This is a genomic window from Chryseobacterium sp. PTM-20240506 (genome assembly GCF_048296755.1).
In the GTDB taxonomy this organism is placed as follows: domain Bacteria; phylum Bacteroidota; class Bacteroidia; order Flavobacteriales; family Weeksellaceae; genus Chryseobacterium; species Chryseobacterium proteolyticum.
In genome coordinates, this window is the sequence record NZ_CP182581.1 from 4,861,560 (window position 1) to 4,882,222 (window position 20,663).

The window sequence follows — 20,663 nt, forward strand, 5'->3', positions numbered from 1 at the left end:
TATGAAAAATACAATTGCAGCTATTTTGCTTTCCTCGTTCTTTGCTCTTGCAGCGTGTAAAAAGAATGAAAAAAAGGATTCATCGACAGAAAAAACAGAAGTGAATCAGTCCGAAAAATTTGTAGTCGATTCAGTAAAAGTTAGCGACTCTACGAAGGTCAATGATTCTTTAACTGTAAAATATACTTCGAAACTTTTAGTATTTCCTTCTTTGAAAGACCAAAAGCTCCTGGACAGCATCTATTTTATCAATAAAGGGGCAACAGATTTTTCTAAAAACGGGATTCAGTCCTACCTGGAAAGAGAAAAGGCAGAATATTTCAATTCTATCAAGAAGGAGGCGAAGGATCTTGGAGTATCATTTCCTCAGGAATGGTATACCAGTAACTATATGAATCTGAAATCCACAACCAATGATTATATGCACATTGAATATGTTTACAGTGCGTATGAAGGGGGAGCCCACGATAATTACGGGTTTTCCGAGCGGGTGTTTGACCTGAAAAACAATAAGAAAGTACAGTTGGCTGATATTACCACCATGCCTAAAAAACAAATTGAGGGAATTCTGATGAAGAATATCAATAAGATGAATAGTGGAACGACCGATGAGAAAGGAGAGGTGAAAAATTCTGATATGCTCCTGGTAGAAGTAATTCCTGCAAGTAGCAATTTCTACTTTGATGATAAGAACCTGTATTTCCATTATAGTCCATACGAAATTGCAGCTTTCGCAGCTGGAGACATCACAATCCCCGTATCATGGGAGGATCTTAAAGGGACGCTTAAGCCCGAGTTTAAAGAAAGAATGAAAATTAAATAAGAATAATGCTTCCAAATCAGGAAGCATTTTTTATTTTTGCTGTAATGGAAAAAGTAGCTTTTATCATCAACCCGTTTTCTGCCAAAAGGAATTATCAGCCATTTCTCAATGAGTTGAAAAAAAAGGTGGAAAATCCCCTTTACTATATTTCAGAATCCATTCAGGGAACAGATGATTTTATTGAAGAGCACTTCAATGAAATAGAAATTTTTGTTGCAATAGGAGGGGATGGCACTATTTCTACAGTAGCAAGGAAGTTGATTAATACACCTAAAATTTTAGCTATTTTTCCGGCAGGTTCAGGAAACGGATTCTCGAACGAAACCCAATTCAGCAAAAATCTAGATGAGCTACTGGATAAGCTAAAGGCGAAAAAATCCAGAAAAATTGACACTTTTACCGTAAATGAAAGACTTTCCATCAATGTTTCAGGAACAGGATTTGATGGCAAGGTGGTAAAAGAATTTGAAAAGACGGACAGGGGTTTCAAAAATTACATCAAGGTTTCCCTTAAAACCTTTTTTAATTATAAACCCATTAAGGTTAAATTTGTTGATGAAGCTTACCAGCAATATAACGGCAGATATCTGATGCTGAATATTGCTAATACCCGTCAGTTTGGAAATAATGCATATATTGCTCCGCACGCGAGTAAAAGTGACGGATTGGTAGATATGGTTTTGGTTAAGAAATTTCCATTAACCTATTCTGCATTATTTGCATACAGGATGTTTACCAAAAAACTGAAAGATGATGATTATGTGACCTATCTTCCGGTTTCAGAAATCGAGTTCAGTGTCAATACCAAAAACTGGCACCTGGACGGTGAATTTAATAAAATAAAATCCCCGATCCATATTAAGGTGCTTCCTGCCAGTCTGACGATTCTAATTTAAGCCTCTAACTTCTTTTCTACTTCTTGTGGATGGTTCAGGGAGTAATGGAGCTGTTCTTTATCCAGTTGTTTTTCCCAATTTGCAACCACTACAGTGGCTACGGAATTTCCTATAACGTTGGTCAATGCCCGGCACTCGCTCATGAATTTATCGATTCCCAGGATCAGTGTCATTCCTGCGATCGGAATCTCCGGAACTACAGCCAATGTAGCTGCTAAAGTTACAAATCCGGCTCCTGTTACGCCCGCTGCACCTTTAGAACTTAGCATAGCGACAAGGAGTAGCATTAATTGTTTTTCCAGTGGCAGATGAATATTCAGGGCTTGTGCTATGAACAATGAAGCCAGTGTCATGTAAATATTAGTGCCATCGAGGTTGAAAGAATAGCCGGTGGGAACCACCAATCCTACGATAGCTTTGGAGCATCCTGCTTTTTCAAGCTTTTCCATAATTCCCGGTAATGCGGATTCTGAAGAGCTGGTTCCCAGAACTAAAAGAAGCTCCTCTTTAAGATAAAACATCAGCTTAAAAATGCTGAAACCATTATACCAGGCAACAGCACCCAGTACCAAAACAACAAATAGTAATGAGGTGATATAAAATGTCCCTACCAGGAACAGAAGATTGAGAACTGAATGAAGACCATATTTTCCGATGGTAAAAGCCATTGCCCCGAAAGCTCCGATGGGAGCAAGTTTCATAAGCATATGCACGATTTTAAAAACAGGTGTTGAAAGATCCTGCAGAAAGTTGGTTATCCTTTGGCTTTTTTCTTTTGTCAATACAAGTGCAACTCCCATTAAAATAGCGACCAATAAGACCTGAAGAATATTTTCACCGACCAGGGGACTGAAAAGGGTTTCAGGAATAATATTCATCATAAAACCCGTAAGTGTGGATTCGTGGGCTTTTTGCTGATACTGGGAAATATCTCCAGAAAGCGAGGCCGGATCAATATTCAAGCCTGTGCCGGGTTGAAGGATGTTACCGACGATTAGTCCGATGATTAAAGCTAATGTTGAAAAAGTAAAGAAATAGATCATTGCCTTTACTGCAATTCTCCCTACCTTTTTCAGGTCGGTCATATGGGCAATTCCTAATGTAAGCGTAATAAAAATTACCGGAGCAATAATCATTTTTACAAGTTTGATAAAGCCATCGCCTAAAGGCTTCATTTTCTCTCCCAGTTCGGGATAGAACCTTCCCAGAAGTATACCTGCAATGATGGCGATGATTACCTGAAAATAGAGCTGCTGATAGATTTTTTTTGCTTTCAATGGGGGTGTTTTTTAATTTAAAGGACGAAAAGTAAGAAAAAATATCAGGAATCATGATAGATGTCATGAAAAAATGATCTTTTCCTTTTTTCGTCCTTTAAATATTTAGTTGAAAATTACAAATAGGTAACCAGAAGTTATTCTGTTGCGACAGAGTCGTCACCACGTCCGTCCGCTACTGCATGTATGTTTCCATTCTCATCAATAACGATCATTTCTGTTTTTCCGATCTGTTTTACTTTTTCGATAACATAATTTTTAGCCTTTAATTCAGAAATTGTTGATTCCGGAAAATTGTTTTCCACAGATACGGTTTCTGGAAGCCATTGGTGATGGAATTTAGGTGCGTTTACGGAAATATTGGCGTTCAATTTAAAATCAACAACATCTACGATGGATTGATATACTGATGTCGGAATTGTTGTTCCGCCCGGTGTTCCTACTACCATAAAAGGTTTTCCGTTTTTTAAGAGTATGGTAGGAGTCATGGATGAGAGCATCCTCTTATTCGGTTGAATAGAATTGGCTTCCCCGCCTACAGCCCCAAACATATTCGGAACTCCCGGTTTGATAGAAAAGTCATCCATCTCATTATTTAAAAAGAATCCTGCTCCGGACACAACCACTTTACTTCCGTAATACCCGTTAAGGGTAGTGGTTACAGATGCAGCATTTCCATCCTTATCAATTACTGAAATGTGGGTCGTTTGTGTTGATTCTTTAGGTTGCTTTATGATCTTTCCAACCTCAGAGCTAGGCGTGGCCTTAGAAAAACTAAAGCTTTTCCATCTCTTTTTCAAATAATCATCAGAGATAAGATAAGAGGTCTTATCTCCTATAAAATCCGGATCCCCCATATATTCTGCACGGTCAGCATAGGCTCTTCTTTCGGCTTCTACCATGATCTGTACGGCAGGAGTAGAATTCAGCTGATATTTTTCTAAATTTTCAAAACTTGCCATTCTCAGCATCTGGGCTAAAAGAACTCCACCACTGGACGGTAAGGGCATGGAAACAACATTATTTCCTTTGTAATCAAATTCAAGAGCTTTTCTCTGGGCAACCTTATAGTTTTTTAAATCTTCAGAAGTGATAATTCCGTTTCCTCTTTTCATTTCAGAAACAATAAGGGCTGCGGTTTTACCTTCATAAAATCCTTTTGCTCCTTGTTTCTGAATAAGTTTTAAAGTCTCAGCCAATTCTTTCTGAACCAAAATATCACCCGCTTTCCACGGGGTGTCTTTTACAAAAGGAATTGGTGATTGATTGTGTTTTTGGAAATTTACCTTGTGGGTGTTAAGCATATCAGCTTCTTTTTCTGTAATAGCAAACCCTTTCTCAGCGAGATCTATGGCTGGCTGAATAATTTTTTCCATGGGAAGGTTGCAATATTTTAGGGTAGCAAAAAAGCCTGCAATACTACCAGGGATTCCTACAGCTAATCTGCCGTTCTGCGAAAGGTCTGTACTGGCTTTTCCTGTTTTGTCGACGTACATATCTCTCGATGCATTCCTTGGAGCTGTTTCTCTATAATCGATCGTAAATTTTTCACCATTATTTTTTACACCCACTAAAAATCCGCCACCGCCTATATTTCCTGCCTGAGGATAAACCACGGCTAATGCATATTGAGTGGCTATGACAGCATCATAAGCATTTCCTCCTTGCTTCATGATTTTTGCTCCTGCTTCACTTGCTAGCGGATGGGCAGAAACAACAACTCCTTTGTTTTTTACCTTAACTTCTTTTACGATATTAAAATCTGTATACTGACTCCAGTACAGGTTTGTGCTTAAAAACACGGCGGCGAATAATAGGTTCTTCATACCATTTTGCTTTTTATTGATAGCAAAATTATATATTTTTAAATGAAATATTTCTTTTTCAGGTCTATATGTATAATTGATCAGCTGAAGGATTAATTATACATTGTGTTATTTTTATTAAAACGACATATGATGTTTGTTTTGTTTAATTTTTATTCGTTTTAAATAATTATAATTTAATAAAACTGGTTTTTGTTTGCGTTTAAATTGTTTTTAAAAGATAATTCATTACTTTTGGAAAAAAAACAACCGTATGATCAAAAATTACCAGAAGGCAGCTTCTCTCGCTGCATTATTTTTTGTTTCCGTTTATGCCCATGCACAAACCGATTCTACAAAAACGAAGAATATAGAAGAAATCAAAATTACCTTAGGGTCCAGAAACAAAGCAAGAGTAGCAACGGATACGCCTGTACCTGTAGATGTTATCAATATCAGCTCACAGTCTGTTATCACTCCGCAGATGGATCTCAACCAGATTCTGAATTATGCAGCTCCTTCGTTTACCTCAAATTCAACCACAGTTGCAGACGGTACGGATCATATTGATCCGGCTCAGTTGAGAGGGTTGGGTCCCGACCAGGTATTGGTTTTGCTTAATGGTAAAAGAAGACATACCTCTTCGCTGGTTAATGTAAATGGTTCTCCCGGAAGAGGTTCTGTGGGAACCGATCTGAATGCATTGCCTGCATTTGCTATAGAACGTCTGGAAGTCTTGAGAGATGGAGCTTCTGCACAATATGGTTCCGATGCTATTGCGGGGGTGATTAATGTTATCATGAAGAAGAATACCAATGCATTTACTTCGGCAATTACAGCAGGGGGATTTAATTCCAAAGGATCCAATGACCACAGCGGAGGCTGGGATGGAGGTAAATATCAATTAGACCTTAATTATGGTACAGCTATAGGAAAGAATGGATTCATCAATTTTACGGCAAGTTTAATGAAGCGGGAAGAGACACGAAGAGCCAATGCTGCTACCGGGCAGATTTTTAATGCCTATAATGCTATCGAACAAAGGGCGCTGGAGAACGGTGTCAATATTTCCTCCCTTTTCGGAAATATCGGGAACACTCCCAATTCCCAACAGATTATTGATTATATTCATCAATATGCTCAAAATGTAAATTATTTTAGTCCCGCTTTTCAAACTGAGATTCAGAATGCCAATAGTATTTCTCAGCTTCAAACACTTTTAAAAACTGATGTTTCAGAAAATGAAATGGCATACAGAGGGCTTGCGAGAAACGATTTTAATATGAGAGTAGGACAGTCCAGGTTGACATCGGGGCAATTTTTCATGAATTCTGAATTTGATCTTGCTTCTTCCGTAAAAGGATATGCTTTTGGGGGGATTTCCTATAGAAGTGGCAATGCGGGAGGTTTTTTCCGCAGGCCTTATGAGAGTAGGGCTTCTACTTCTATTTATCCCAATGGTTTCCTGCCTGAAATCGCTTCTGATGTTATAGATCTTTCCCTGGCAACAGGTCTTAAAGGTAAAATAGGAAATATTAATTATGATATAAGCAACACATACGGTCGGAATACTTTCGATTATACCATTAAAAATACGGCGAATGCTTCTATGCTTTATCCGAGTAAAACAGAATTTAAAGCTGGAGGACTCAATTTTTCACAGAATACCGTTAATGCGGATTTTGATACAAAAGTTGACTGGCTTCAGGGGTTTAATATTGCATTTGGGGGAGAGGCCAGATTTGAGAGGTATAAAATTCAAAGTGGAGAACAGGATTCCTGGGCACTCTATGATATTAATGGCAATGTTCAGGATGTTTCAACACCTGCTAATCTTAAACCGACTGATTTTTTTGGTGCGGTGAGACCAGGTGGAGCTCAGGTATTTCCGGGATTCAGACCAGCGAATAGCTTAAATAAGGGAAGAAGTTCCGTCGCGGGCTATATAGATACTGAGCTTGATGTTACGGATAAATGGCTGATAAGCGGTGCTGTGAGATATGAGAATTATTCTGACTTTGGATCTACATTTAACTACAAAATTGCTACGAGATATAAGCTAACGAATCAGATTAACCTTAGGGCTGCGCATTCTACAGGATTTCGTGCACCTTCTTTGCAGCAGATTTACTATAACGCAACATCTACACAATTTGTGGGTGGTATAGCATATGAAGTTGGTACATTCTCTAATGATTCTGAAATAGCAAAAAATTTAGGAATTCCACAATTGAAACAGGAGGAATCTGTAAGCTATTCCGCCGGCTTTACTGCTAAAATACCTAATGCGAACCTTACATTTACGGTGGATGGATATTATATTAAAATTAAAAACAGAGTTGTTTTAACGGACCAGTTTTTGAGGCCAAGCGGGACGTATCCAGGCGGAAGTCCTTTGTTTAACCTTCAAAGGGAGTTTGATAAGGCTAATGCCAATGCGGCAACTTTTTTCGCCAATGCTATTGATACTCAGACAAAAGGATTGGAGGGTGTTATTTCCCACCGTGCTAAATTCTCATCAAACATTTCACTAAATTCCGATCTGGCTGTCACTATTTCCAAAACAAATAGGGTAGGGAATATCCACGGCTCTGATGTTTTAATTAATGCAGGGCAGATCAATCGTTATTATTCCGAGACCAGTCGCATCTATGTAGAAGAAGCCGTTCCGAGGTTTAAAGCATCTCTTAATAACGGCCTGGAGATTGGTAGATTTAATGTTTTACTAAGAAATGTATATTTTGGAAAGGTGACCGATCCTAATACAATGGATGTTAATGGAGATGGTAAAATTGGCTATGAAATAATCAATGGCAGTGTTGTTGAAAATGAACATCCGGTTTGGGGTGCTAAGGTAATAACCGATCTTTCCGTTGGTTTTAAATTCAATAAGAGCTTTATCCTGACGATTGGTGCCAATAACCTGTTCGATATCTATCCTGATAAAAATTATGGGCCAACGCCGGTGCAGAGGCCTACTGTGGATGCTGCAGGAAATATTGTTTATACACCCGCTACAATTGATCTCTCTAATCAAAATCAGTTTGTATATTCCAGAAATGTCTCGCAGTTTGGGATGAATGGAAGATTTCTTTTTACAAGGCTGAATTTTAGTTTTTAGAGAACTTCTGACAATGTTCTGAAGGTGTGTTTTTACGCACCTTTTTTTATTATGATAAGCATGATTTTTTTACTTTTGTAAAATTCAAAACCTAAAAGAAATAAAAATGGAATCCTATACGGAAAAAATACTGATTACCGGTGCTTTAGGGCAAATCGGAACTGAACTTACCAACAGACTTGTTGAGATCCACGGAGCGGAAAATGTTGTAGCCTCAGGCCTCGACAGATGGCAGAAGGGAATTACATCAGCCGGCTATTATGAGAGAATGGATGTTACCAACACCCAGCTTGTGAGACAAATCATTAAAGATTATGATATCACGACTGTCTATCACTTAGCTTCTTTATTGTCCGGAACCTCAGAAAAGCAGCCTATTTTTGCATGGAAGCTAAACCTGGAGCCTCTCCTTCATTTTTGTGAAATGGCAAGAGAAGGATTGCTTAAAAAGATCTTTTGGCCAAGTTCAATTGCAGTATTCGGAAAAGGAATTCCAAAAGAAAATGTTGAGCAGGATGTAGTCCTGAATCCTACTACCGTTTATGGTATTTCTAAAATGGCAGGTGAAAAATGGTGTGAGTATTACTTTGACAAACACGGAGTGGATGTGAGAAGTATCCGTTATCCGGGGTTGATTTCATGGAAGACTCCGGCAGGAGGAGGAACTACGGATTATGCGGTAGAGATTTTTTACGAAGCGATAGAGGAGGGGAAGTATACGAGTTTTATTTCTGAAAATACAGGGATGCCTATGTTGTATATGGATGATGCTATCAATGCGACATTGAAATTAATGGAGGCTCCAAAAGAAAGTTTAACGGTTCGTTCTTCTTATAATTTAGGTGGAATGTCATTTACTCCAAAAGAATTGGCAGAAGAAATCAAGAAAGAAATTCCGGATTTTGAGATCGATTATAAACCTGATTTCAGACAGGAAATTGCAGATTCATGGCCGGCTTCAATTGATGATTCAATCGCCAAAAAAGATTGGGGACTGACGTATGATTTTGGAATTTCTGAAATGACAAAAGACATGATCAAGAATCTTAAAGTAAAATTAGGTAAAAATTAGCTAATTAAAGTATAGCTTTAATTAAAAATGTTTTTAACGTCTCATTTTTAATGTATTATAAAATTTATATAAAATTAAGTTTAAATGATATTATTAACTTTTAACATCCTTGATATTGAAGCAAAGACTAAAACTAATGCTCAGATTACAGGCGATGACCGTTTAAAAATAACAGTTGATAATACAAAAGCTATTCTCAGAATTTTGGATATTCACGATACGAAAGCCACATTTTTTATTGAGGTCTCCATCGTTGAAAAACTTCATCATCTTATAAAAGCAATTTCAACCCGTGGGCATGAAATTGCTTTTTATAATAAAAATTCTTCCCTTCAGGAAATCGAAGCAGTTAAGAAAAATATAGAAGAATGTTTTGGAAAACAGATACGGGGAATTCGCCAGAAAGATGTAAAACTTCCGCAGGAGAATTTGAAATTACTTGAGTTTAATTATGTTTCCAATATCGATAATGCCAATATTCTTTTTCCGTTCAAAAGGCTGAAAAGGGATACTGAGATTACAGAAGAAGATGGGTTAAGTATTGTTCCGGAAAGTATTTCGCCGTACAGTCAATTACCCTACAATGATTTTGTATTTCAGATATTGCCTATGAAATATTACCAGAATATGGTTTTTGAAACATTAAAGAATGATGAATTTGTTTTGATCTATCTTAATTCCTGGCAGTTTACGGATTTTAAGACGTATCCCTTTGATATTCCTTTTTACAGAAGCTTTTCATCAGGAAAAAAAATGGAGGACAAATTAAATGCCCTCCTTACCTGGATCAACGAGAAAGAAATGGCTACTTCCCGTATGAAAGATTATATTTTTTAATAAGAAAGTTTACAGTAACACACGAATTGAAAAATGTCTTAAGTAGTTTATTGAAATGATACCTAAGATCTAATTTTGTCTTCTAACTTCTAACTTCTAACTTCTAACTTCTAACTCAACTCAAAAAGTGTGATTTCAGGTAAAACTCCAACCCTCCCTGGATATCCAAGCACTCCGAACCCTCTGTTTACATACAGGAATTTACCTTCGCTCTCATAGATATCCGCCCATTTTGGATAACGGTATTGGACTGGTGACCATTTGATGTTTTTAAGATCAAGACCGAACTGCATTCCGTGGGTATGGCCTGATAACGTCAACTGGACATTTCCGGGGTGTTGTTTTACAATGGAATCAAAGTGAGTAGGGTCGTGGCTCATTAATATTTTTGCGGCTGATTCCGGCACTCCTGCAATCGCCTTATCAAGATCTCCGAATTGAGGGAACGGTTTAAGTCCCCAGTTTTCTACACCCAGAATATAAAGCTTTTCACCATCTTTTTCGATAATTCTGTGTTCATTTCTCAGCATGTCAAATCCGGCCTGTTTTTCATAGTCAATAAGCGTTTCCAGGTTCTTTTTCTTGGCATCCAGAGAGGTCCAGGTAACATAATCACCGTAATCATGGTTTCCCAGTACTGCAAATTTGCCATCCTTGGCTGTTATTTTTGAAAATAAGGGTATAAATGGTTTGAACTCTTCAGAAACATTATTGACCATGTCTCCAGTAAATAAGACCAGATCAGGTTTTTGCTCATTAATCAGCTCAATGGCGTGCTCTAATTTACTTGGATCGGCGAAACTTCCGCTGTGGACATCGGAGATCTGTATGACCTTATAACCTTTGAAGTTTTTAGGAAGATTAGCAATTTTTACTTTAACCTTTCTCACTTTATGCCTGTACTTACCAAATGTAATTCCATCAATAAAAAGTGCCGAAAGTACACCTCCCAGACCGAGTCCCATTAAGCTTAAAAACTTTCTTCTCTCCGGGAAAAAGTTTTCTGCAGGGTTTCGGAATCCAAGGATATAGGTACCGGTCCTGAAAATATCATCGATCAATAAAAACAGAACAATGAAAATTTTGGGAAGGATGAAAATGAGAAAGAGGGATATCATCCATTGAATTCTTACAGAACTTCGGTCTGCTTTCTGAAAATGGGCAAGCTCATAGGCGAAAAGCCCGTAAATAGCTAATGATAAAACACAGTAACCGATTTTCACCCAGGAATTATCCGCCAATGTCCTTATCGCCTGATAAATGTATATTTCCAAAAACAGAAATATGGCGGCAATAATTAAAAAATTTTTTTGCATAATCAGATTAAAAAAGCACAAAAGAAAATTTCCCTTTGTGCTTTTAATATTTTTAAATTATTTATTCTTAAGGAAATTTATAAACGATAGCATTGATGTTCATTCCGGCACCTACCGAAGTCATAACAACGTTACCTTTTTCTTTAAACGAATGACCAGCCATTTTTCCTTTAATTATTAAATCATACATGGTAGGAATGGTTGCTACAGACGAATTTCCAAACTCCTGAATGGTCATTGGAGAGATAGTATGATCATAATCTTTTACATCATAAAGCTTGTGAAGTCTTTCGATCATAGCGTAATCCATTTTTGCATTAGCCTGGTGGATTAATATTTTGTCGATATCCTCAATAGAAAGCCCAGCGTCATCAATAGTTTCTTTGATGGCTGCCGGAACATTTTTTAATGCGTATTCATAGATCTTTCTACCCTGCATTCTTACAAATAAGCGGGTTTGATCAGAGTCTTTATTGATCGAAGGTCCGTTGGCAAGGTAGTTCAATTCAATTCCATTATCGCAAATTGTATTGTGTGCAATAATTCCTACATTTTCCTCATCTGTAGCTCTTACTACTACAGCTCCGGCTCCGTCTGCAAAAATCATTCTGTTTCGGTCGTGTGGATCTGTAACACGGCTTAAAGTTTCCGCACCGATTACTAAAATGGTTTTTGCTGCTTTGGCTTTGATCAGATTATCTGCTAAGATCATTGCTTCCACCCATCCCGGACATCCGAAAAGCATGTCATAGGTTACACATTTTCTGTTCGTAATACCCAGTTTATTCTTTACTCTGGCAGCCATTGTAGGCATGAAATCAGCGTATCCGTTTACAGTAACTTCTCCAAAATTACTGGCATAAATAATATAATCCAGTTCTTCACCGTCAATTTTAGCATCTGCAATGGCTAGCTTTGCAGCTTCGTAACCTATTTGTGAGTTTGAAAGATCTTCGTCAATGAATCTTCTGTTTTCTATTTCTGTAATTTCTACAAACTTGGCAATCGTTTCTTCAGTAGGCTTGTCAATCTTTACCCCGTCTTCTGTATAGAATTCTGAACCTAGAAAAAAGTCTCTCCCGATAATCCTTTTAGGAAGGTAAGATCCAGAACCAATAATGATCGTATTCGGCATTCGTTTAAATGATTTTTTAAAAACGCAAAGTTAATAATTAATCTTAATAAGAAAGAATTAAAAATATTATTAAATTTGCAAAAATTGTACTTTACAGTCTATGAAAAATAATCCATCCTTAAAAGGCTTACTTATTGCTGTTGTGGCGTTTATCATTGCCTTTGGGATTTATTTCCTTTTTTTAGCTAAGAAAAATTATTACTTAGTAGACAACCCCACTCCCAATACCTATTACTATAGAATTAATAACGGTTCTGAAGGAATTATTTCAGCAGGACAGTCGGTGAAGGTTGATTTGAATAAAGGAAAAAATTCTATTAAAGTTTTCGATCAGAATAAAAAAATACTTTACGATTCTGCCTTTGAGGTAAATAAAATTCGCGGGTTATTGAACATCGCTCACCAGGATTATTATATTAACCGCCAATATTATGGATACAATCTTAAAAAAGATTCATTACTTTTGGAGCTTAATAAAACCGTAATAGACGGAAAAGAATATCTGGGCGGAGCGAAGCATTTCAATAAACTGTTTACTGATGATTTTTATTATAATGTAGATGAGGATTATGATAAGATCATTAAAAATATTGACAAAGTAGAATCCCGTTCAAAGATTTTCAGAAAGCAAGATTACCTTAATTACTATAAAGAATATTACAAGTTTTGACAAAAGATATCAACCAAGTAACTCCCTACAATTCTGATGCTACAAAAAAAAGCCAGGTAGAGGATATGTTCGACAATATTGCACCCAAGTATGATCTTTTAAACCGTGTTTTATCAATGAAGATTGATATCATATGGAGAAATAAATTGGTCAAATGGATGAAAAATGACAACCCTCAGGAAGTGCTGGATGTGGCTACAGGAACGGGGGATCTGGCCATTACAATTGAAAAAGGAACCAATGCAAAAGTAGTTGGTTTGGATTTATCGCAACAAATGTTAAATGTTGGCGTTATTAAAATAAAAAAACTTAAATTAGACGGCAAAATTTCCATGCAGAAGGGGGATGCAGAAAATTTACCCTTCGAGGACAATAGATTCGACTCTGTTTCCGTTGCATTTGGAGTGAGGAATTTTGAAAACCTTACAAAAGGTTTAGCAGAGTTAAGAAGAGTAGTAAAAGATAACAAAAGTGTTTTTATACTTGAGTTTTCAAAGGTTGAGGGGTTCTTGGGGCCATTTTATATGTTTTATTTTAAAAACATATTACCTGCGATAGGGAAATTGGTTTCTAAAGATAATAGGGCATACACATACCTTCCGGATTCTGTAAATGCTTTTCCTTACGGGGAGAAGATGAGACAAATTCTTTTAGATACAGGATTTAAGAAAGTAGAATATAAAAAACTAAGTTTAGGTATAGCCACAATTTATAAAGCAACAAAGTAACCTATGAATAAATTTTTATTAAAAGCACTGGTGTTAGCCTCAGTAAATATTGCAATCTTTGCAGATGCGCAATTTAGAACCCGAAACAGAATGGATAAGTTGGAGGAATTTGATCAACAAGTCTTCAGTTGGGGTTTTTATCTGAATGGCAATATACTGGACTACCGTATCGTATTAAACCCAAGATATGGTATGAATGGGAATCAAAATCTTGTTACATCTAAGAGCAGTACAAGCTTCGGAGCCGGATTAATCGGTAAATGGAGATTGAATGACTATTTAGATTTAAGAGCAGAACCAGGCTTGCAATTTGCTCAAAGGGAACTTACTTTCAACACGCAGTCTAATGACCAGTATGCGGCTGGTACTTTAACAAATGCTCCTTTTACTCCATTTCCTTTAACGGAAAAAGATAAAGTAAGACAGGTAAAATCAACATTGGTAGATATTCCGGTCATGCTTGAGCTTCACGGACAGAGATGGTACAATTCCAGACCATATGTCGCTGCAGGGGTAAATTATATCGTGAATCTTCAATCCAACTCTACTTCCACTGATGATAACCTTCAGCAGGTTTTCAGATCCACTACACATAACTTTGCGTGGTCTGCGGAGATGGGAATCCAGTTTTACTTCAATAAGTTTAAACTGACTCCGGCCATCAGAGGTACGTTCATTATGAACAACGAAGTTGTTGCGGATAACGCAAACACTCCTCCTTACTGGGCAGCTGCAATGTCTACTTTACAGACAAGAGCCATCATGTTTGTATTGAAATTTGAATAAGAAAAGACTTAAAATATAAAAAGGAGATGCGAAAGCATCTCCTTTTTTGTTCATCATATCAAAATATAGAGACTTTTATTTTTGTTAATGTCAATATTTTTATATTTTTGCTAACAGTTAGAATATATAAAACCTGGAATGCTTCAAGATTTAGAGAATAATTTTTCAGAGCTGGAAAAAAAGATTTTGAATTTACATAAAAACTATCAGAATCTTACTGAGAAATTTACGGAATTGAATACAGAGCATGAAGAATTGAAGAAGAAATATGATGAGGAAAGAAAAAAAAGTCAGGTATTAGCAGAAGAACAAAAAAAGATAAAACTTTATTCAGCAATATCAGGAAATCCCGAACATAATAGATTAATGAAAAACCATATCAATCGATTAGTAAAGGAAATTGATTTCTGTATTGCTCAGCTTCAAAACAGTGGATTATAATGGAGGTAAGGAGAATAACCATCAACATTGCAGGAAGAGTGTATCCGCTGAACGTACCGGCCGCAGAGGAAGAGACTTTGCGTAAAGTAGGGAAGCAGATTGAAAGTATGATTAAAGATTTTGAACAAAACTTCGATGTAAGAGATAAACAGGATGCTTTGGCCATGTGTGCCCTTAAATTAGGAACCAATGCTGAAGTAGTATCACTTAACTACGAAAAAAACATAAATTCAACCAACGAAAGATTAGTAAAGATTAATCAGACGTTGAATGAAATTGGGAAATAGATTTTTTTTCCTGAAACAACTGCCTACAATAGTTCTAACACATTAAAGGTAAACTCAACGCTAAACAATTACCGAACAAATGTCCATCGAATGGCGTGCCGGTTCTCCGGATTACAGACAGTGGAAATCAGTTCAAATCGTGTTGATTAGGAGTTTACTCTATATCACTGGATTATTGTAGGCTTTTTTTATTTAAATGATTAAAGACAATTAAAACTCAATATATATGACAACAGCCATTATAGTCGGCGTTATTTGCTTGGTAGTTGGTGCGGTTATAGGGATTCTTTTCTCTAAGAGCTCACTCAATGCCAAGGCAAAATTTATTATAGATGATGCAAAGAAAAATGCTGAAAACCTTATAGAAAAAGCTAACGTACAAGCCGAATCCATAAAAAAAGAAAAGAACCTTCAAGCTAAAGAGAAATTCCTTGAATTAAAATCTCAGCACGATGCCGATATCCAGGCCCGTGAAAAGAAAATACAGGAGATTGAGAAAAGAACAAAAGATAAGGAACATAAGCTGAATGATGAGCTTAGTAAGACCGGAAAGCTTGAAAAGGATCTGGATAAGCAGATTGCAGATTATGCAAAGAAGAACGAAATTTTAGAAAGAAAACAACAGGAATTGGATTCTGTGACTTCTAAAAAAGTTGAAATTCTTGAAAAGATATCTAACTATACGGCAGAAGAAGCAAAAGCTGAATTGGTAGAATCCATGAAAGCAGAAGCTAAAACCAGAGCTCAGGCGCATGTTCAGAGCATCATGGAAGAAGCCCAGCTTAATGCCAAGAGTGAAGCCAGAAAAATCGTAATTCAAACGATTCAAAGAATCGGGACAGAGCAGGCTATCGAAAACTCAGTATCGGTTTTCAATATCGAATCTGATGAAGTAAAAGGTAGAATTATTGGTAGAGAGGGTAGAAATATCCGTGCACTGGAAGCGGTAACAGGAGTAGAGATTATCGTAGATGATACCCCGGAAGCTATTCTTCTTTCATGTTTTGACCCTGTAAGAAGAGAGATTGCAAGATTATCACTTCACAGATTGGTTACAGATGGAAGAATCCACCCTGCAAGAATTGAAGAAGTTGTTGAAAAAACGAGAAAACAAATCGAAGAAGAAATCATTGAGGTTGGTAAAAGAACCATCATAGATTTAGGAATTCACGGATTACACCCTGAATTGATTAAGATCGTAGGTAGAATGAAATACCGTTCTTCTTACGGACAAAACTTATTACAGCACTCCAGAGAAGTAGCCAATATTGCTGCAACCATGGCTGCTGAACTTGGATTAAATGTGAAACTGGCAAAAAGAGCAGGTCTTTTACATGATATCGGTAAGGTTCCTGAACAGGAATCTGAACTTCCTCACGCATTGTTAGGTATGCAATGGGCTGAGAAATATGGAGAAAATCCTGAGGTAATCAATGCTATTGGAGCTCACCACGACGAAGTTGAAATGACTTCCCTGTTGTCTCCAATTATCCAGGTTGCCGATGCTATTTCCGGAGCAAGACCGGGGGCAAGACGTCAGGTATTGGAGTCTTATATTCAGAGACTGAAAGATCTTGAATCGGCAGCATTAAGCTTTGATGGAGTATCAAGTGCTTACGCGATTCAGGCAGGTAGAGAGTTGAGAGTAATGGTAGAAAGCGGAAAAGTGAATGACGAAATTGCTTCTCAGTTGTCTTACGATATCTCTGAAAAGATCCAGAACGAATTAACATATCCCGGACAGGTAAAAGTAACAGTAATCAGAGAGACGAGAGCTGTGAATATTGCGAGATAATAATTTAACAAAGATATTCTGTAAAAACCTTTCAAGAAATTGAAAGGTTTTTTATTTTTATCAAAATTTAAAAATGCAAGAACTATCCATGTCTTCAAAGCTGAAGTACATTTTCTCCATTCCGGTAATTATTTCTGCTCTCGGTTATTTCGTAGATATTTATGACCTTCTTTTATTCGGTATTGTAAGGATTCCGAGTTTAAAAGCTTTAGGCCTCAATCCTGATGTGGATGGTACCTTCATTTTGAATTGCCAGATGACCGGCTTATTGATTGGTGGGGTTTTCTGGGGTATTTTTGGAGATAAAAAAGGCCGGCTATCCGTATTATTCGGTTCTATTCTTGTATATTCCCTCGCAAACATAGCCTGTGGATTCCTTCCTTACTTTCCTAAAGAGCATTTGGTGTACCAATATGCGGGTTTAAGGTTTATAGCAGGTATTGGGTTAGCCGGAGAGCTTGGAGCCGGAATAACCCTTGTTTCTGAAAGCCTCCCAAAAAGTTTACGGGCAATAGGGACATCTGTAGTGGCAGGTTTTGGATTAATGGGTGCGGTAGTGGCTCAGCTAACTGTTGAACTCGCCGGAAGCTGGAATATTTCTTACATTATCGGAGGTGTTCTGGGGATTATGCTGCTATTTTTAAGGATAAGCGTTTCAGAATCGGGAATTTATAAGAATATTGAGCATCAGACGAATGTTTCAAAAGGCAATTTTCTTTCCCTTTTTACCAATAAAGATCGTTTCATCAGGTATATGAAATGTATAGCTGTCGGACTTCCAACCTGGTATTGTATAGGTATTCTTGCTGTGTTAGCCAATCAGTTTGCTCCGGAAATGGGCATTAAGGAGATCAATCCCGGAAAAGCTATTATGTGGGGATACGTTGGAATATCTATCGGGGATTTGATGAGTGGATTTATTTCGCATCTTTTAAAATCCAGGAAAATGGCTATTTTTTATATGCTGGCATTTACGCTGGTAGGTGTTGCAGTTATGCTTTTCGGTAATACCAATACCGAAACCAAATATTACATTTTCTGTGTATGGCTAGGGCTGGGAACAGGATATTGGGCCATGTTCGTTACCCTGGCTGCCGAACAGTTCGGGACCAATATCAGGAATACGGCAACGACTACTGTTCCTAATATGGTAAGGGGATTGGTGCCTGTAATGATTCTGGCTTTTGACTTACTTAAGCATAATTTTACTGTTATCATAAGTGCCGCTATTGTTGGAGTAATCGTTTTCGGACTGGCATTTTATTCATCAATTACGATCTCCGAAACTCATAACAAAGACCTTGAATTTACAGAATAACAGCAGGTGTTTAATAAATTGTAAAAGTATTTTTTGCTTTAAAAAATTAATAACTGTTTTTATATTAATAAATTATGAATTTTTTTCGTAAACTATGCTTTGAATATTAATTATTTGTTTAAATTTGAAATCATTAAACTATATTGTTCAATCTCAAAATCAAATCACATGGTAAACAACATTTTTAAAAACGCTAAGAAATTAAACAAAGGAGAACTTAAAAACATCGTAGGGGGTGTAAACGTGAATCCTGATTTATCTCTATGCGGATGCAGCTGTTCAGGTTCTGTAACTGGTCCTAAATACTGCATTCAGTACATTGCTTGCCCACAGGTATATACTTGTGATCAGTCGGCAATTTAATTATGAATTATTTCAGTTAGAAATAAACATTTCCACATTTAATACGCAAAAGCCTTTTGGGGATCCAAAGGGCTTTTGTCTTTTTAATGGATAATATACAACAATGTTCCCGTACTTATAGAAATCCATAGGATGACAGCTACAGTCAGTGGCTTAAAACCAATTGTTTTTAAGGTTTGCAGAGAAAGGGTGGATCCAATAAGAAATAAAGTTAAGTTTAATCCTGATTTTGAAACTGTGGTAATGATCTCGCTGAAATGAGCAAACAAGGGTATATAGGTATTTAATAAGATTGCAAAAACAAAATATCCGATAAACCACGGAATTTTAATCTTCGATTCTTTATTTTTAAAGATCAACATGGTAATAAGAGAAACCGGAATAATCCATAAAGCACGGGCAAGCTTCACAGTAGTGGCTGTTTTTAATGCTTCATCCCCAAACTTGCCTGCAGCTCCAACAACGGAACTGGTATCATGAATACCGATCGCACACCATAACCCGAATTGTTCCTGGGAAAGGTGTAATGCATGACCAATAACAGGGTAAACAAATAATGCAATGGAGTTTAAAGTAAAAATGATTGCAAGAGCAAGAGAAATCTGTTTGGTGCTGGGTTTAATGATGGGAGAGGTAGCCGCTATGGCACTGCCTCCACAGATAGCGGTACCAACAGAAACCAGATATGACAATTTTTTTTCCAGCTTACATATTTTACCTAAAAAATACCCCAGGATCATTACTGTTGCAATGCTCACAACGGTTAATATAAAACCCGTTTTACCAGCCTGTAAAGCTTCGTTAAGTTTTAATCCGAAACCCAACCCTACAATGGATATCTGAAGCAGTAAGTGAATATACCGATGGAGATATTTCTCAAAAGGATTTCCTAAAAGGACAGCGAGTAGAAATCCTAAAGCAAGAGCGATGGGAGATGAAATCCACGGTGTAAGCGTAATGACTGCTAATGTAAGGAAAATGATTTTCTTTGTTTTTTCGTTGTGGATAAAACGATTCATATTATAGATTCTTGAATTCATTCTTCAAAATTCTACAATTAATTATTACAATGTAAATTGTATTTTGTTATACTTTATAACTTTTAGTTATAATTTATAAATTTTAAGAAAAGTTGAATAAGGGCAGATTGCTCTCCTTTCGGAAGGATATAATGGAAGTTTCGTTCAATACTGAAATTTTTAATATCAATAATCGTCAGAGTATTATTTTTCAGCTCATTTAAGACAGTGCTTACGGAAAGAAATGCTAGACATTCGGAATGAAGGAGGTAGTTTTTTATACTTTCGCTGCTTCCCAATTGCATAACAATATTGAGATTTTCTAGATCAATGCCTTTTTCTTTTAACCGACTCTGGATAAATTCCTGTGTTCCCGAACCTTGCTCCCGGAAGATCAGGTCTGTATTGTATAAGTCTTTCAATTGCAGTGTCTTGTTCATAAGAGGGTGGTCCGATTTTGCAACAAGTACAATTTCATCGGGTTTAAAAATTTTATAATCAAAATAAGAAGATTGGGATTCGCCTTCAATGATTCCCAAGTCAATTTTACCCTCTTTTAATAATGTTGATATAGCTTCTGTATTGTAAGTAAGCAGTTCAATCTTAATATCCCGGTAATACGAATGAAATTTTGCGAGGATCTCAGGAAGAATATATTGTGCAACGGTAGTACTTGCTCCAATAATCAGTTTTCCCCTGTGTTCAGAATTCAGCTGATAAATTTCAAACTCCAGATCCCTGTACATATTGCGGATTTTTTCTGCATATTTGTAAAGTATGACTCCACTACCAGTAAGCTGGATAGATGTACCTTTCCTGTTAAACAGCCTGGTGTTAAGCTGGCTTTCTATTTCCTTGATATGTTTGGTGACCGCCGGTTGCGAGATATTCAACTCCTCAGAAGCTTTTGTAAAGCTCAGTCTTGAAGCAACCGTATGAAAAACTTTAAGTCTGTAGTCAAACATGCTGTAAAA

19 protein-coding genes are annotated in these 20,663 nt (G+C 36.9%); 13 read left to right on the top strand and 6 right to left on the bottom strand.

Going from position 1 to position 20,663, the window contains the following annotated elements; translation table 11 throughout:
• Window position 1 precedes the first annotated feature (1 nt).
• The gene (locus ACNFU2_RS21800; protein ID WP_172277650.1) at window positions 2-823 is read left to right on the top strand and encodes an RsiV family protein; all 822 of its coding nucleotides are present in this window, start codon (window positions 2-4) and stop codon (window positions 821-823) included.
• Window positions 824-828: 5 nt separating this feature from the next.
• Entirely contained in the window at window positions 829-1,719 is an 891-nt protein-coding gene (locus tag ACNFU2_RS21805; protein ID WP_373428004.1) for a diacylglycerol/lipid kinase family protein, read from the top strand.
• On the opposite strand, the gene ACNFU2_RS21810 is transcribed toward ACNFU2_RS21805, so the two are convergent.
• Window positions 1,716-2,996, bottom strand: coding sequence for a dicarboxylate/amino acid:cation symporter (locus ACNFU2_RS21810; RefSeq protein WP_273647473.1), 1,281 nt, complete (start codon window positions 2,994-2,996; stop codon window positions 1,716-1,718). The genes ACNFU2_RS21805 and ACNFU2_RS21810 overlap by 4 nt on opposite strands.
• Before the next feature lie 137 nt (window positions 2,997-3,133).
• On the bottom strand, window positions 3,134-4,822 hold the full coding sequence (gene ggt, locus ACNFU2_RS21815) for a gamma-glutamyltransferase (protein ID WP_306611503.1): 1,689 nt from the start codon (window positions 4,820-4,822) through the stop codon (window positions 3,134-3,136).
• 253 nt (window positions 4,823-5,075) lie between these two features.
• Between ggt and ACNFU2_RS21820 the strand changes: the two genes are divergently transcribed.
• From ACNFU2_RS21820 to ACNFU2_RS21830, 3 genes are all read left to right on the top strand, one after another.
• A complete protein-coding gene (locus ACNFU2_RS21820) occupies window positions 5,076-7,922 on the top strand; it encodes a TonB-dependent receptor plug domain-containing protein (protein WP_273647475.1) in 2,847 nt (948 codons plus the stop codon).
• A gap of 106 nt (window positions 7,923-8,028) precedes the next feature.
• A complete protein-coding gene (locus ACNFU2_RS21825) occupies window positions 8,029-8,994 on the top strand; it encodes an NAD-dependent epimerase/dehydratase family protein (protein ID WP_172277658.1) in 966 nt (321 codons plus the stop codon).
• A gap of 84 nt (window positions 8,995-9,078) precedes the next feature.
• The gene (locus ACNFU2_RS21830) at window positions 9,079-9,831 is read left to right on the top strand and encodes a polysaccharide deacetylase family protein (protein WP_273647476.1); all 753 of its coding nucleotides are present in this window, start codon (window positions 9,079-9,081) and stop codon (window positions 9,829-9,831) included.
• A 110-nt stretch (window positions 9,832-9,941) separates the two neighbouring features.
• On the opposite strand, the gene ACNFU2_RS21835 is transcribed toward ACNFU2_RS21830, so the two are convergent.
• Window positions 9,942-11,147: a metallophosphoesterase gene (locus tag ACNFU2_RS21835; RefSeq protein ID WP_418123139.1), complete on the bottom strand. Its 1,206-nt coding sequence runs from the start codon at window positions 11,145-11,147 to the stop codon at window positions 9,942-9,944.
• Between the two features lie 67 nt (window positions 11,148-11,214).
• A complete protein-coding gene (locus ACNFU2_RS21840; protein ID WP_172277664.1) occupies window positions 11,215-12,282 on the bottom strand; it encodes a 3-oxoacyl-ACP synthase III family protein in 1,068 nt (355 codons plus the stop codon).
• 100 nt (window positions 12,283-12,382) lie between these two features.
• On the opposite strand from ACNFU2_RS21840, the gene ACNFU2_RS21845 reads away from it, so the two are divergent.
• The 8 genes from ACNFU2_RS21845 to ACNFU2_RS21880 all read left to right on the top strand — a co-directional run bounded on the left by ACNFU2_RS21845 (window position 12,383) and on the right by ACNFU2_RS21880 (window position 18,670).
• Complete coding sequence (locus ACNFU2_RS21845) at window positions 12,383-12,952, top strand: hypothetical protein (protein WP_172277666.1); 570 nt, start codon at window positions 12,383-12,385, stop codon at window positions 12,950-12,952.
• Window positions 12,949-13,680, top strand: a complete 732-nt coding sequence (gene ubiE, locus ACNFU2_RS21850) for a bifunctional demethylmenaquinone methyltransferase/2-methoxy-6-polyprenyl-1,4-benzoquinol methylase UbiE (RefSeq protein WP_172277668.1) — start codon at window positions 12,949-12,951, stop codon at window positions 13,678-13,680. The genes ACNFU2_RS21845 and ubiE overlap by 4 nt, the downstream gene beginning before the upstream one ends.
• Window positions 13,681-13,683: 3 nt before the next feature.
• Window positions 13,684-14,466, top strand: coding sequence for a porin family protein (locus ACNFU2_RS21855; RefSeq protein WP_172277670.1), 783 nt, complete (start codon window positions 13,684-13,686; stop codon window positions 14,464-14,466).
• A 138-nt stretch (window positions 14,467-14,604) separates the two neighbouring features.
• On the top strand, window positions 14,605-14,907 hold the full coding sequence (locus tag ACNFU2_RS21860; protein WP_172277672.1) for a hypothetical protein: 303 nt from the start codon (window positions 14,605-14,607) through the stop codon (window positions 14,905-14,907).
• Complete coding sequence (locus ACNFU2_RS21865; protein ID WP_172277674.1) at window positions 14,907-15,194, top strand: cell division protein ZapA; 288 nt, start codon at window positions 14,907-14,909, stop codon at window positions 15,192-15,194. Before ACNFU2_RS21860 ends, ACNFU2_RS21865 begins: the two co-directional genes overlap by 1 nt.
• Before the next feature lie 226 nt (window positions 15,195-15,420).
• Window positions 15,421-16,989: a ribonuclease Y gene (gene rny, locus ACNFU2_RS21870; protein ID WP_172277676.1), complete on the top strand. Its 1,569-nt coding sequence runs from the start codon at window positions 15,421-15,423 to the stop codon at window positions 16,987-16,989.
• Window positions 16,990-17,062: 73 nt separating this feature from the next.
• Window positions 17,063-18,307: an MFS transporter gene (locus ACNFU2_RS21875; RefSeq protein ID WP_273647478.1), complete on the top strand. Its 1,245-nt coding sequence runs from the start codon at window positions 17,063-17,065 to the stop codon at window positions 18,305-18,307.
• Window positions 18,308-18,475: 168 nt separating this feature from the next.
• Window positions 18,476-18,670 carry a hypothetical protein gene (locus tag ACNFU2_RS21880; RefSeq protein ID WP_172277680.1) on the top strand — a complete coding sequence of 65 codons (195 nt, stop codon included), beginning with the start codon at window positions 18,476-18,478 and terminating at the stop codon, window positions 18,668-18,670.
• A gap of 83 nt (window positions 18,671-18,753) precedes the next feature.
• Here ACNFU2_RS21880 and ACNFU2_RS21885 read toward each other — a convergent pair whose 3' ends face one another.
• Both ACNFU2_RS21885 and ACNFU2_RS21890 read right to left on the bottom strand, forming a co-directional pair.
• Window positions 18,754-19,710: a YeiH family protein gene (locus ACNFU2_RS21885; RefSeq protein WP_306611512.1), complete on the bottom strand. Its 957-nt coding sequence runs from the start codon at window positions 19,708-19,710 to the stop codon at window positions 18,754-18,756.
• A 62-nt stretch (window positions 19,711-19,772) separates the two neighbouring features.
• On the bottom strand, window positions 19,773-20,654 hold the full coding sequence (locus tag ACNFU2_RS21890) for a LysR family transcriptional regulator (RefSeq protein ID WP_273647480.1): 882 nt from the start codon (window positions 20,652-20,654) through the stop codon (window positions 19,773-19,775).
• Window positions 20,655-20,663 lie beyond the last annotated feature (9 nt).